The 15,368-nt window shown below is 61.7% G+C and carries 3 protein-coding genes; 1 reads left to right on the top strand and 2 read right to left on the bottom strand.

The window, feature by feature from the left end:
- Nucleotides 1-590: 590 nt before the first annotated feature.
- Complete coding sequence (locus BGIM_RS68545; RefSeq protein ID WP_390568486.1) at nt 591-800, top strand: MBG domain-containing protein; 210 nt, start codon at nt 591-593, stop codon at nt 798-800.
- Here BGIM_RS68545 and BGIM_RS55975 read toward each other — a convergent pair.
- Both BGIM_RS55975 and BGIM_RS0144765 read right to left on the bottom strand, forming a co-directional pair.
- Nucleotides 797-10,852 (bottom strand): MBG domain-containing protein, encoded by a 10,056-nt coding sequence (locus tag BGIM_RS55975; protein WP_020476098.1) that lies wholly within the window; start codon nt 10,850-10,852, stop codon nt 797-799. The two genes, BGIM_RS68545 and BGIM_RS55975, sit on opposite strands and share 4 nt — an antisense overlap.
- Nucleotides 10,853-11,163: 311 nt before the next feature.
- Nucleotides 11,164-15,368 (bottom strand): beta strand repeat-containing protein (locus tag BGIM_RS0144765; protein WP_193789084.1); only part of this gene is annotated, 4,205 nt, incomplete at its 5' end.

The following is a 15,368-nucleotide window of genomic DNA, read 5'->3' as shown; positions in this document are numbered from 1 at the left end:
AAAAAAAAAAACGAATCATTTCCATGCTCCATTCGTTATCTAATAATCGAATTAGCACAAGCTATCCATCCCAAGTGCCCGAATGTGCGCAATTGTCATTATAGAAGAATAGTTGTTCAAATACCATCCATAAGACCCTCAGTCGGGTGACGGCTTCGGCTGGCGTATGCTTACAATTCCCATTTACCCATCGCTACCGAGAGAATCAATCGGATGCTCGCCCTGCCGCTCATCGCTTTGGCAGCCGCACAAACCTGAGTGCCTCGGAGGGCCTCGCCACTATAACCCCGGCAATCCGAAGCATCCCCAAAACTAGCTCCACGAACTCAAGTTGCGCTGAGTCGGTCCAGATGAGTGCCAGAATGAGGCCGCGTGTTCGTCTTGACTGACACAAATGTCGTGCCTTCTTCATCGAGCCCGATAATCCCCTCGGATTCACTTCGCTGGCACTGGCCTCGCCTCCTTTCAACTCCATGACCGTCACGATGGATCATCAGACCAGAGTTTACGGCACCGACATGCCCGAACTGACATATCCGCGAACGGATATGTCAGTTCGGCGATGGATAAAAACGCGATCTTGAAAAGCCCTGGCGAAACCCGTTTCGTCGGCCAGCCATGTCGGATCTTATTCGATCAACCAAGGGACCCTGTCGCCCGGTTCCAATTATTCGATCCCATACGCCTCCGCGACACTGGGCGTGGCGACGGCCACGCTCACAGCCAGCAGTCCTTTCGGTCCGGACAATCATTTCCCTTTCCGACTGAAACATCCCAATAAGATCGGTTCGCAAAGTTAATCATCCTGCACGCCGGCGGCCATTCCATCAACAGCCACTCTCAACGATGTTAACAATGGCGGATAAAGCACTATGCTAGTGTGTCCGGCCTTGCCCGCATCCAATTTATTGCCTTTGTCATCTTTAAGGTTTGGCAACTGGGCTCTGAGAAAACGCGCAGGAACATGGACGTCATCAGTGGCTCCATCTACGCTAACACCTCGAGCGAAACCAAATAGATTTAGCGTGTCTTCTGTTTGATAATAATTAATCCAATTGTTGGCGTATTTTTTGGCACCAAATTCCTTTGAGACGTTTGGCTCGTCATTTCGCCCAAGCGGCACGGGATCAATCGTAAACACCAATCCGAATTTATATTTGGTGTCATTTGATACATTTTTTGCCACTCTCGCAGTAGTTATGGCGCCCCAACTGTATCCAATCAATATAATAGAAGGGCATCCATTCTCCTTGTCTTTTACATTTTTAATAACTTTTTCGATATCACCTTCGGCAAATGGCCCTAATGAACTCCTATAGCTAAAGACAGACTGAACTCCTCTGCTTGTTATTGTATCAACGACTGTTTTTCCAACCACACCGGTCTCATCCATTGGATTTGAAATACCAAATTCTTTGCCTCCGGCGCCCTCGAACGAGAACACATAGATTTTTCCTGTCAGACCCATAGGATCTATTAGCCGAATTGGATTATCTTCCATGGCTCTGTACAGATTAATGTCTCCAGAATTAAAGAAGGCTGGATCCACCTGCAACCATCTTCCCAATGTTGGACTAAGCTCCCTGTTTCGGAAACTATAAACTCCCCCATCGGCATCCCATCGCCCTCCTTGGAACAGATAGTTCCACGCATATGCGCTGTCGCCAACCGCCTCTCCGCTTCCGGCGAAGACATTAAAACCACCGAACGGGTCATACTGATATCGCTCGACCACATTGCCAGACGTGTCCATCAACCCGATCACATTGAAATTCGCGTCCTGCATCGCGTAGAGGCGTTCGTCCAGCGAGCCGTCCGCGTTGGTGTCCCGGTCGCGAGCGATCATCGCGTCCACGTACACCGGCGACCAAGCGTAACTCGTCGTTGTGGCGCCGTCAACCCGCTCTTCCAACACCTGCCATTGAGCCGAGTAATATAGATCGGTGGTCGTGCCGCCGCGAACTTCCTCCACCCGCCGGCCGGCCCCGTCCCATTTGTAGGTGGCCTGCAACGTACTGCCGGAACTCGTGACCGTTGCCAGCCGGTTCCAGGCGTCGTACGTGAACGTCCGGCCGGTTTCGTCGGTCGTCAGGTTGCCGTCCAGATCATAGGTCGGCGTGGTCGCCCCGCTGATCGAGGTGATTTCATTCTGCTTGTTGGCCGTCCGGGTCTGGCCGACTCCGTCGGTCGTCTGGCTGTCGAAGTTGCCCAGCGCGTCATAGTCCCAGCTCTGGCTCCGCTGGGCCGTGTCGGCGAGGCCGGTTTTCGTCTCGTCCAGGGTGCCTCGCTGGAAACTCGAAAGCTGGTTCAGGCCGTCATACGAATACAGTTCGCTGTTTGAGGGGCTGGTGGTGTTGTCCATGTACAGCCGGTTGCCGTCGCGGTCGTAGCCGTATTGCCGCGCATCGATTAAACTATCCCCCCCCATCAGCCATGACTGCTGAACGGAGCGGCCGAATCGATCCAAACCCAAATATTGGTCGCCGGCGTCCCCGATCGTCGGCACAAAGTCGGCGCCAGCGTAGAAGACGGAGATGCTCACGCTGTCAATCAAGGCGTCGATGTCATCACCGGCTCCCGCAACTTGAATCCGTACTCCAAAGCTGCCGTCATTCACGTCCGATGGGGTCAAATCCACGCCCCAACTCTCACCATCGCCACCATAAACCACGTTGTCATCATCCGGGGCCGTCTCCGCCCAATCCTCGTCAGTGTTCGCCAAATTGTCACCAATCGGGTTGCCGTCTTGAATCAGCTGGACAACGGTGTCGCGCACCGTACCATCGCCTTCCAGCGAGTTAACCTTTCGTTCGACATTGACCGCGTAGCCGGTGATTGTCGCCCCCTCCGGAACGGACAGGTTAAAGTTGGAAAAATCCAAATAGGTGCTTGTCTGCCCGTCCGAGAGCCTCACGTTGGTGTAAACGTTGTCTGATTCGGTCGCAGACCCCGAATTCGTCCAGTCAATCAGGCTGCCGTCGCCGCCCGACTGGGTTCCGGCTCCGCCTCCATATCCGCTGGCCGGGCTGACATCCGGCGAGGATTTGACAACAACGTCATCCAAGTAAACGCCCGCGCCGGACATGCGGTTAACGACAGTGTTCAGGCCAAGATATTGCTCTTGTTCCAATCGCCGATTGTCATCACTGATGAAAGTCAGCCGACTGATGTCGTTGCCCACTCCGGGATCATAGTTGTAATCCAATTCGCGGCCGTTCGGATACGTCATCGACGTCAGCCGACTGTGATTGGCCGCGCCCGCCATTTCGCTGTAGGCATACTGCACCTTCGGCGTCGTTTCCGTGTCAACGCTGCCGGCGGTGGCTTGATATTCTGTCGTCATCTGTCCGAGACCGTTGTAGGCACGCTGGATCTGGTTCACCACATTGCCGCCGGTCACGGCGTCGTAGCTGGTGATCTGATAAACGTTGCCCTGCGTGTCGTAACTGGTCTCCACCCGCCGCACCGCGCCGTCCACGCCGCTTCCCAAGGTTGTCACCGTGTCCGAAATTTGCCGGCCCAGCACGTCGTAGGCATAGGTGTGCTTGGTCCCGTTGCGGTCGGTCTGGGTGAGCGTCTGGCCCAGATTGTTCACGGTCGTCGATTCAACATCGCCGGCGCTGGCGTTCCCCGTCGTGGCGTCGGGGTATTGGGTTTGGTACGCGATCTCGTTGCTGTCCAGCGTGCTTCCCTGCCCGGTGGTCACGCCGTAGACATACCCCGTCTCTTGCTGGCCGCCCCCGGTCAGTTTGGCCTGGAGTTTCTGCATCTGGCCGTTGGCGCCATAGACATATTCGACCGTCTTGTCGTCACCGTCCGAAACCGTCCCGTCCACGTAATTCTCGATGGTCTTCACCGTCCGTCCGGCGGCGTCGTAATACGTCTTGGACACCAGCCCCATCGGATCGGTCGTTGTCTGCAACCGGCCGGCCGCGTCGTACCCGTAACTGGTGATCAGATGGGTGTCATCGCGGTCATCCGGCTCGCCGGGCCGCGTGAACGCACTGCCGCCGTTGGTGCCGACATCCTCGGAGGCTGTCAGGCGGTCGGCGTCGTCGTAGTAGCTCGCCTGATAGCTGACACGGGCCTTGTTCCCGGTTGACGGCGTGCCCAATTCCCCCGTTCCCGTCTCGTCGTGGAATCGTTCCCGCGTGGTGGTCAGCAGGACATTGCCACCGTTGTCGTAGGTCATCTCGGTTTGCGTCAGGACGGCATCGCCGGTCACGTCCGCCGCATCCGCATAGGACGAGTCATCGGCGCTGTCGACGACATACGAGACCGTCGGCCGGCCCAATCCGTCATAGGCCGTTTTGGTGACGGCCGAGCCGGGACTCGATGATTTGACCGTGTTCCCCCGCGAATCGAACCAGGAATCCGTTCGCAAGGAGTAGGTTGAGACGGTTCCGGAGGAAGGGTCCACCGAGTAGTTTTCGTTCCGGAACACGCGGCCTTGTTCGTCGTAGCTCGTCACCGATTTGGCCCGCAGTTCGCCCGAATCCGGCCGGTCGGGGACGCCGTCGCTGCCGACATCCGTAGTAATGCTCAGCCCATCGCCGTCGTATTGCTCGCTGACGACTGCCTCGCCAAGATTGTCGTACTCGACGTAGCTGACCGGCCGGTTGAGGCTGGTGTCTTCGCTGGTTTCGACGCCCGCCTTGGTCACCACCGTTCGATCACGCCAGTCATGGGAATAGGTCATCACCCGGTCGGCCTCGCCACCGCCGGGGATCTGGGTTTGTTTGGTCACGTTGCCGTCGCCGACATCGCCGTTGTCGTATTCGTTCTCGCTCACTTTCACCAAGTTCGTCCCGGTGGTGTTGGACGGACTCCAGTAGCCGGTCGTCGGCGTGTCGTCCGTTCCCACCCAACTGCTCGCCGTCCGGCCCAGCCCGTCGAACACCGTCCGGGAAATGGTCCCGCCGGGGGTCACGGTCTTCCGGAGCCGGCCGACGTCGTCATAAGCGTAGGATGTCCGCAGGTAGTTGGTTCCGGCCGTCCCAAGCGTCACCGAGGATTGCGAATAGGTCACTCCGGTCAGATCGGTGTACTGGTCCGAATAAAGCACCTGGCCGGCGTCGTTGACGACCTGCCGCGACAGGCTTTGGACATCGGAAATGTCCTCGGCTCCCGTTGGCCGGCCGTCGCTGACGTCCGGTGAGGCGGACATGGTCAGGGTTTCGGTGTAACCGTATTCCCGGTCCTCGCGGCTCACGGTCGTCGGGCCAGTCGGGGTGTTGGTCGTCGAGTCCCAACCGGGGTAGGTCCGCGTCTCGTGGGCGGAGTCATTGTGGACGGTATAGGTGATATGGCCGTTCGGGTCGGTCACCTTCGTGGCCCGGCCCTGGTCGTCGAGTTCGTAGGTCGTCGTCTGCTGCAAACCGCCGCCGGTTGGCGTGGTCCAGTCGGCGGGGAGATTGGCGAACGTGCCGGTCTGGGTGGTGTCCACGTCCCGGATGGTCTTGACCATCCCGCCGGTCGCGTCGTCGTATTCCGTGTAACTGATGAACCCGCCCGCGTCCTTGGTCCAGGTCACCCGGCCGCGGTCGTCCATCACCGCCACGTCGCTCTCGGCGGTGTCCGGACCGTTCTCGGCGGAGGTCACCGTCGGGCGGGTCGTCGTCACCGATTCCGGCTGGATCGTCCCTGAGAAGTACGTGTAGGCATAGGTGGTCGTTTGGGCGCCGGTGCCGTCGTCATTGCGGTATTGCGTCATGGCGGCCACCGGATAAACGGTGACATCCCCGGCGGTGCGGCTGAAGTATTGCGTGGTGTTTTGCAGGACCAGATCACCGCTTTCGCCGCGTTGCAGGAAGGTCTGGTGTTGATACCCCTCGACGTTCCCGGCCGTGGAGGAAGTGGCCGTCGTGCTGGCGCCGTAGGTCGTCGTCGAGATCAGCCCCTCGCCGTCCCGCAGGAACTCGTAGTTGCCGGCATCGTCGTGCAGCAGGTCGGCATAAGAGTCGTCGAACCCGCTGACGGCCGAGGGCTGGGCGGTCATGATCAGCCGGCCGCTTTCGTCATAGCGCTGATAGGTCAGCCATTGGTCCTCGCTCCCGGCCGGCTGGGTCACCGTCAACATCGTCTCGCCGGCGAAGTTGCTGTAGACGGTGTTGACGGTCCCGTCGGCCAACGTCTCGACGGTCTTGGTCCGCCAGTTGTTGAAGCCGTTCTCAAACGGGCTGGTGGCGTAGGAATAGGTCGTCGTGCCCAGCCCGTCCGCGCAGGTGGAGCAGCCGGTGCCCGACTCCGTGTGCTTGGTGACTCGGCGGACGTTGTCGTACTCGAAGTAATGGGTGGCGAACGGCGCCAGTTCGGCGTCGGTCGCCGTGTCCGGGTCGGGGTAGGCGGCCGTCAGCCGGTCGTAGGCGTCGCCGGAGACGGTGTATTTCAGGCCGCCGGCAAATCCGGTGGCCGAGTCGGCGGTGTAATAGCGGGAGTAACTTTGGTCGAGGGCCTGGCCGTCCGCGTCCTTGGTCACCTCGGACTTCAGGTCGCCCGGCGTTCCGAGCGAACTGCCCGTGTCGTAGTAGGCATATTCGGCGGTCCGCACCGTGGCCCACGAGCCCGAATCCACTTTCCGCCGCAGGGTGATCGACTCGATCTTCCCGGCGTTGGTCCCCGAGTCGACATAGGAATACAGGTACGATTCGATGGTGGTGACCCCGCCGGCGGCCGAGCTGCGCTGCACCTCCTGCGGCTGTCCCCCTGTCTCGTAGGCTGTCACGGCCGTGGTGTTCCCCTGCGAGTCGGTGACGGACTTCAACTGGCCCTTCTGGGCGCCGGGCCGGGAGGAATCGAAGTCGTTGTAAACCAGTTTCTTGCCGTCGGCGGTCGTCAGCGTGTATTCGCCCGCGTCCGAATCATGGGTCAGGGTGTCCTGGGTGAAAAATCGCGGGACGAACGAGCCGCCGGAGGGATCGAAATATTGCGAGGTCTTGCCGTCCTCGGCGGCCACGATGATTCCTGTCGGATCGGTGATCAGATAGGTGTTCTGGCCGATCACCGAGTTGTTGGCGGCGTAACTGGCCTGGGCGTAGCCGGGGATGTTGGCGTAGGAGCGAGACACGCCCCATTCCTGGCCGAAACCGACGGAGGACAGATCCGAATTGCTCACGCTGATTGCGCCGGTGGCGTAGACGACGCCGTCGGACGACTCGTTGCCGGAGCCCGACGTGCCGGTGTTCGCCGAGGTGGTGGTTTGATTGCCCGTGTTCGAGCAGCCGCAGTCATCATCGGGCTTGGGGGGCGGGGCGTCGTCGTCCAGGATCGCCACCGTCGCCTGGGAGGCAGAGCCGCTGGCAAGGAGGTAATGAGTGTCCGTCGGGGCGGCGAGCGAGACAATGACGGTTTCCGTGCCCTCAATGAGATCGTCGTCCGTCACGTTCACAAAGACATCGACCTGGGAAACTCCGATGCCAAAATCCACGATTTTCCCGAGGGCGACATAGTCGTCCCCGGCCGTGGCCGTGCCGCTGACGTCGACATTCACCGTCGTCGGGACCGTCAGGTCGCCCGCGCGGGCAAACCGGAATATCCCAGGCGTGCCGGGTTCGGCCCCGTCCTGAAGCTTGGAGACGGAGATCGTCTGGTCGTCGTCGTGGATGGTGACGGTCGCCGAGCCGCTTGCGGAGTAATCCGTGTTGCTGACGCTGGTGATCGTCAGCACGACGGTTTCGGCGGGCTCCATGACATTGTCATTTGTCGGGTTGAGGTTCAGGGTGACGGACGTCTGGTTCGCCGGAATCGTCACCGAACCGGAGGTGGCGTTGGAATAGTCGCCGGAACCGGCTGTTCCGGACAGGCTGTAAGAGATGACCACCGCCGCGCCGTTGGCGGCCGACGGTGTTGCCCGGCTGAACGTGAATGTTCCCGCCTGCGTGCCCGCCTCGTAGGCATCCGGCGTGCTGGCCGTCACCGTCACCGGGGCCGTCTTCACAGTCAGCGTGCCGGCGGTGTACGAGATCGAATAGTTGGAGCCGGCCGACAGTGTTCCCTGGGTGATCGAATACGTGCCGACATGGCTGGTCAAGGTCGCGGTCGTCGCCGGCGCTCCCGTCAGAACACTGGAGGGATCTCCGTTGACAAAGCCGCTGGCCGAGTAGGTCAGCGAGGGAACGGCGTCGCCGTAAACCTTATCCTGATCGTCGGCCGTGACCGTCAGCGTGGCCGCCGTCACACTCAATGTCGAAGAATGGTACGAGATGGTGTAATTGGATCCGGCCGACAGGGTTCCCTGAGTGATCGAGTAGGAACCGACATCACTGGCCGACGTGGCGTCGGTCGCCAGGGCCCCCGAGAGCACGCTTTCATCGTCGCCGTTGACAAAGCCGCTGGCCGAATACGTCAGTTCGGGCAGGTCATCGCCATACACCTTGGTCTGGTGGTCCGCCGTGACGCTCAGGGTGGCGGGGGTGACGCTCAGGGTGGCGCCGTTGAACGTGAGGGTGTAGTTGGACCCGGCGGCCAGGGTTCCCTGGGTGATCGAATACGAGCCGACATCGCTGGCCGACGTGGCGTCGGTCGCCAGCGATCCGGTCAGGACTCCGCCGGCCGTGTCCCCGTTGACCAGCCCGCTCGTGGAATACGTCAGCGACGGGAGCGAATCGCCATACACTTTGTTCCGGTTGTTGGCGGTGACCGTCAGTTCGGCCGCCGTCACGTCGAGCGTCGCCCCAGTGAAGGTGATCGTGTAGTTGCCGCTTCCCAAGCTGCCCTGGGTGATCGAATACGAACCCACGTCGCTGGCCAAAGTGGCGGTCGTGGACAACGACCCCGTGAGATTGCTTTCATCATCGCCGTTGACGAAGCCGCTGGCCGAATAGGTCAGTTCGGGCAGGTCGTCGCCATAAATCTTGGACTGGTCGTCGGCCGTCACGGTCAGCGCGACCTTCGTCACCGTCAGCGTGCCCGCGGTGAAGGAGATCGTGTAGTTGCCGCTTCCCAAGCTGCCTTGGGTGATCGGATACGAGCCGACATGGCTGCCCAAGGCGGCGGTCGTTGACAGCGAGCCGCTCAGGTCGCCGGCGTCATCGCCGTTCACAAACCCGCTGGCTGTGTAGGTCAGCGAGGGAACGCTTGCCCCGTAGGCCTTCGATTTGTCGGCGGCGGTGACGGTCAGCGACACCTTCGTCACGGTCAGCGAACCGGAAACATAGCTGATGGTGTAGTCGGAACTGGCCGCCCCGCTGGCCGTGATCGAATAGGGGCCGCCCGCGACGGAGCTGCCAGAGGTGGCCGTGGTCGTCAGCGAGGGCGAGGAAGACAGGCTGGCCGAGGTGTCGCCGTTGACGAAGCCGCCGTAGCTGGCGGTCAGCGTCGGCAGGCTCGCCCCGTAGACCTTGGTCTTGTCGTCGGCCGTGATGGTCAGAGCGGCCTTGCTCACCGTGAGCAAGCCGTCGGCCAGCGTGGGGAAGTCGTAATTGGCGGCGGCAAGCGAACCGGCCGAGGCGGTGATCGTGTAATCCCCGACATGGCTGGCGGTCGTGGCGGAGGTCGAGGCCCCGGCCGCGCCGGTGACGCCGCTGGTCGCCAGTGTCTCGCCGTTTTTGAAGCCCGTGATCGTGGTCGTCAGCGCGGGGTTGGCGTCGCCGTACACCTTGGTTTTGTTGGCGGCCGTCACGGTCAGGTGGGCCTTGGACACCGTCTGGGTTCCGGTCGATGACGTGCTGCCGTTATAGCCCGTTCCTCCGCCGTACACGGCGGTGATCGAATGGCTTCCGGCCCCCAGGGCGGAGGTCGAGAAGGTCGCCACCCCGCCGCTGAGGGTGCCGGTTCCCAGCGTTGTCGAGCCGTCTTTGAAGGTGACCGTCCCGTTCGGTCCCGCCGGGCCGTGGGTCAGGGGCGTGACAGTCGCGGTAAACGTCACCGAGTCGCCATAGGTCGACGATCCCGTTCCGCTCAGCGACACGGAGGTGTCTTCGTTGATATCGGTCACGGAGATTGTGAACGCCTGTTCGGTGTACAATCCCCCCTGGTCGGTGGTTCGCACCCGGACGCTGTAACTGTTCTTGGTCTCGTAATCGAAGCTGGGCGAGGTGACAAGCTGGTCGCCGCTGATGCTGAACGAGCCATTGTCCGTGTCGCCCGTGCCGCTCACCAGCGAATAGGTGAACGTGTTGCCCGTGTCGGGATCGGTGGAACTCAGCGTGCCGACGGTCGCGTTGGCCCCGGCGTTCTCGGGGACGGAACTGTTGTCGAGGCTCACCGCCGTCGGGGCGGAGTTCGCATCATGGTCCAGGATTGTCAGGGTGACTTCCGAAGGGTCTCCCAGTGTGTAAGTGCCCGACGAATCGGTCAGGGTGATGATGACGGTTTTCGGGTCCTCAAAGGCCGAGCTTCTACTGTCGGCATCCATCGGATTCAAACGAAACGTGACTGTTTTGTTCCCGAACAGATCGAAATCTTCCGAGTCGATCCCCCATATGTAATCTTCATTTTCCGTGGCCGTCCCGCTGATTGTAAAATCTGGAAAGACGACACGGCCTTCTTCGCCGTCACCAATTCCAGTGAAAACGAACTCAACCAAAAGATCGTCTCCCGTGCCTTCCACGGTGGTTGTGACGGCGGCCGAAATCGTGGCCACGGGCAACGAGGTTTCATCAAGCGTCGACATCATGCTTTCCGGCGCGCGGAATTTTTGCGCGGTCGGAAGGCTCTCATCGGCGGGGGCTGTGCCGGCGTCTTCGGTGGTGATGTCGTGCCGGTTGTCCTGACCGGCGTCAGTGACACGATGGTCTTCGGTGATTGCGGGACCGGATGAAGGGATGCCCGTCGAGGACGGGACCAACCGGCCCTCCAAGGAATGCAACTCCAGTTTGGCGCCGGGCCGGGTGGAAACGGAGGATTCCCGCATCCATTGGTTCAGCTTGCTTAAAAAGGCTTCAAAAAGGCGCGAGGGGGCTTTGGAGCGTGCAGGGCGCTGGGGCATGGTGTTACCGTGTTGTGAGTTTGCGGACTTCGGGCGTTTCGAGTTTTGCAAGTGCGGAGGAGATTTTGCGCAAAGTAATCTCCTTAAGCAACGGTAATGTCTGTCAGAATCGCAATCTTCACCCGTTCCAAACCATTTCAACATCCTTTCATTTGATTTCGTCGATTTGACCAGACCGCCATCGAACTGCAATCACGAAAAAATTGTTCTTCGTTCTCATCTTCCGTCCGCGAACATCAGGAAATGGTGAGCGTGAAATCTTGGTAGGCATTGCGCTCTCCGTAGAAGAAGGTCCGGTTCTTGGCCCGGAGAGATAAGTGGTAAGCGCCAGCCGTTCCGGCCGCCGGCGTGCCCGCGAGGGTGGCCGTGCCGTTTCCGTTGTCCGTGAAGGTCAGGCCGGCCGGCAATGGGTCACCGTTGGCCAGCGTCAACTCGGCGTCCGGGAATCCGGTGGTGGTGATTTGAAATGTGTTGCCGGTGTTTGACGCAAACGTCGCGTGATCGAGGCTCGTGAACGACGGCAGTTGACCCACGACCAAGGTGACGGTTTGCATGCCCGTGAAGGCGTCGCTTGTGGCTCGAAGCACCACGTGGTACACGCCGCCGGTTCCGTCGTCCGGCGTGCCGGACAAATATCCACTGCCGCCCCCGTTGTCCGTCAGCGTGACACCCGCCGGAAGGGCGTCGCCGGAAGGATCGACGGACAAAACGATTGACGCCGACGGCGGCCCTTGGGCCGTCAGAAGGAACAAGCCATCCTGGCCGGTTTGGAAGTCGCCCTGGTCGGCGGTGGTGAACCCGATGGTCTTGACATGCAGGACGAACGACTGGGAAATATCCCCGTCGGCATCCGTGTGGGCGTTCAATGTGATCGGATAATCGCCCTCGGTCCCCGGTTCGGGGATTCCGTTGATGTAACCGCCTTCCTCCGTGAACGTCACCCCGGCCGGCAGGATGCCCGAGACGAGCGAGATCGTCGCACTCGTGTCCGCAATGGCCGAGAAGCCTATGAAACCGTCGTTTTCCGCGATGAACGTCGCGTGATCGACGGATGTGAACTGCAACGGTTGGTGAATGAACAGCGTGAATGTCTGCAAGATGTCGGCGCCAACGTCGTTGATTGCGTAAAAATTAATTTGGTAAGACCTGGCTCCGGTTCCAACTCCGGGCGTGCCGCTCAGCAAGCCGGTGGCGGGGTCGAACGACACACCCGCCGGCATGTCAGCGAAGCCCATGCTCAGCAAGGGAGCGGGTGTCCCGGTCGCGGCAATTTGAACGCTTCCCGATTGCCCGACGGTGAACGTGGCGTGATCGACGCTGGTGAACACCGGCGGCGACCCGACGATCACCGTGAACTGGCCGGTCGCCGTGAGGCCGTTGCCCTTGTCGGCCGTGATCGTCAATGGATACGTTCCAGCCGTGCCCGCCGCCGGGGTTCCGGTGATGGCGGCCGTGCCGTCGTGGTGATCGACAAATGTCACGCCGGCCGGCAGGGCTCCGGTTTCAGACAGGATGGAATTCGCCCCGCCAAGGGTGCCGATGGTCACCGAATTCGCGGAGCCGATGCCAAACCGGCCGCTCAACGGCCCCGTCACCAACAACGGCGGGTCAACCGTCGCATGAATGACTTGGGTGACGGAACCGCCTGAATTCTTCGCGGTCACTTTCGCATCAAACGAGGCCGGCCCGCCGAACGAGGGCGTTCCGGCGATGGTGGCCGTGCCGTCCCCGTTGTCGGTGAAGGTCATCCCGGCGGGGAGCGTGTTCGTCAGGCTCAGGGTGACGGCCGGATAGCCCTTGGTCGTGATGGTGAAGCGGCCCGCCGCGCCGGTGGCAAACCGGGCTGCCGCCGGGCTGGAGATCGAAACTTTTTCCGTGACGGTGAATGTGAACGACTGGGAAACCGTTTCGTGCAGGCGGTTGGTCGCCGTGATCGTGACGGCATAGCTTCCGGCGGTCCCGGCGGCCGGTTTGCCGGAGAGGGTCGCCATGCCCTTGCCGTTGTCGGTGAAGGTCATCCCGGCGGGAAGCGTTCCCTGAACGCTCAGGGCGGCGACCGGAAATCCGCTGGTGCGAATTAGGAACGAGCCGGTTTTGCCGGCCGAAAAAGTTGTTGTCGCCGCCGTGACGATCTTCAGCGGTTGCGTCACCGTCAGCAGGAAGCTTTGCGTCAGATTCCCTTGCGGGGTGTGGGCGGTGATGGTCAGCGGATAGTCTTTGGCCGCGCTCGCCGCCGGCTTGCCGGTGAATTGCCCGTGTCCCTGGCCGTTGTCGTGGAACGTCACTCCGGCGGGCAATTTGCCGGTGATGGTCAGCGTGACCGGCGCCGGTCCTGTCACCGTGACATCAAACGTCCCGGCTTGCCCGGCCGGGAACAACGCCGAGTTCGCGGTGGTGATTTGCGGGGCGGCCGGGGCGGGGACGGTCGTCTCGAACAAGCCCCGGCCCCGCGTGGCGACGGCCAGCAGACGGCTGGCGCTTTGGAAGGCCAGATCCGTCACCTCTGTTTGCGGCATCCCGGTTCCATAGGCGGCCCAGGTCAGGCCGCCGTCGGCCGAGTGGAACACGCCGGTTTCCGTGCCCGCGAAGAGGCTGTTGGAATCGGCCGGATCAACGAGGAAAGCGTTCACCGGGCCGTCCGGCAGCCCCGCGCCGACCGGCTGCCACAGGCTGTCGGTCTTCGGGGCGGCGGCGGTCAGGTCCTTCAAATTCGTGGTGCGCCACACATACCGGCCGGGGGTCAATCCCGAGCCGCCAAGGACGACATAAGCCACGTTGGGATTGGCCGGATCGATCACCACCTGGTTGACGCGGGCCGGAGGCAGGTTCTTGGTGATGTCCTTCAAGACGGCCGAGCCGGTGACGGTGGCAAACACCCGGCCGACGTTTCCAACCGAATCTTGCCCGAGGCCGACGAGGCGAATTTTGTCGTTCGTCGCCGCGATGGCGATGCTGCTGACGGGGATGGCCCGCCCCAGCGCGTCCTTGGCCAGCGGACCCTGGCTGACAACCTTCATGGTCTTGCCGCCGTCGACGGATTGGTACAGCCGGTCGGTTCCGAAGTACAGCGACGGCTTGGGGCCGGGACCGTAGGCCAGCGGCGAATTTCCGTTGGTCGCGTTGGCAAGGTTCAGCCCGTCCGAAACGGCGGTCCCGGAACCGGGGCCGTTTTCGCCGGTCAGCGAACCGGCGCCGTAGGCCGTCCAACTCGCCGGGCCGGTCGGCGTGGCCGGACTCTTGGCGAGGGCAATCAACTGGTTCGATTGATTGAAATAAGTGTGGTAGAAGGTCGTGCCGTCGGCCGTGATCAGCGTGTCGCCGCCGTAGCCGCCGTCGGACTGGACCCAAGAACCGTCCGCCTGCCGCAGCAGCGTTCCGCCGGTTCCGGCCCCGGCGATCAACACATTCGGATCGGTCGGGGACAGGGCGACGCTCTGGAACGAGGCGATGTTGAGCGAACTGGAATTGAGGCTCGTCCAGTCGGCCGCCGCGTTGTCCGACCGCCAGACGCCGCCGTCGTTGCCAGTGTAAATCACCGAGGAATCCGACGGCGCCAGCGTCACCACATGGGTGTGCGGCCGCAATTGACCGTCGGCATCCGCGAAGGTGGCGCCGCCGTCCGTGGATTTCTTCAGCAAGCCGATCCCGCCGGTCTGGCCGGAGTGATTTGGCCCGCCGAGGTAAATCACGCCAGCGTCCGACGGATCAACGGCGAGGGCGATGTCCGAAGGATTGCCGGTTCCGGCGAAACCGTCGGCGGCCGGCAGGAAGGTCGTCCAGGACGCGCCGCCGTCGGTTGATTTTCGCAGGCGGCCGCCTTGTTCGGTGGTGGCGGCATAGGCCGTGACCGTGCCGCCGACGTTGACGATGGCCAGCCGGGTGTTCACGCCGTCGTCCAGCGCCAGTTGCTTGGAGAACGTCGGGGCCGGATCGGTGGCGTCGAGGGAGCGATAGAGGCCGCCGTTGCCGTAGGTGTTGAAGCCCTGAACGGCGACGAGCAAATGAGCCGGGTTGCCCGGTTCCAGCGCCATGTCCGTGATGCGGGTGTCCGGCGAGCCGGGGACGACGTTCAACTTGGTGAAGACCGGATTGGCATCGAAGGCGTTGTCGCATCGATAAACCCCGCGATCCGGGCCGGCGGAGACATAGGCCCCGCCGATGCCGGCGGTCGCCGAGGTCGTGGAAACGAACACCATGTTCGGATCATCCGGGTTGACCAGCACCTTGGAGATGGCCCGGCCGGTGAGGACGTCCTTGCCGGAGGCGTCCAGATTAAACGGCCCGCTGACGGTCGGGGTGTCGGTCTCGGCGTCCGTGATGCGATAGAGGCCGACGCCGGTCAGGCTGTCGGAGTCGTGCGCCCCGTCGCCGGTGCCGACGAACAAGGTGGTTCCGTGACCGCCCGAGGCCGGAACAATGGCCAGCGAACCGATGGCCAGCG

Source organism: Zavarzinella formosa DSM 19928, assembly GCF_000255705.1.
GTDB lineage: Bacteria > Planctomycetota > Planctomycetia > Gemmatales > Gemmataceae > Zavarzinella > Zavarzinella formosa.
Note: the sequence above shows the minus strand (reverse complement) of the source record. Positions and strands in the feature narration are given on the sequence as shown.

What these genes read in the sequence shown, in the direction of transcription:
- BGIM_RS55975 (WP_020476098.1), bottom strand. Translation starts at nt 10,852, where the DNA reads ATGCGGGAATCCTCCGTTTCCACCCGGCCCGGCGCCAAACTGGAGTTG.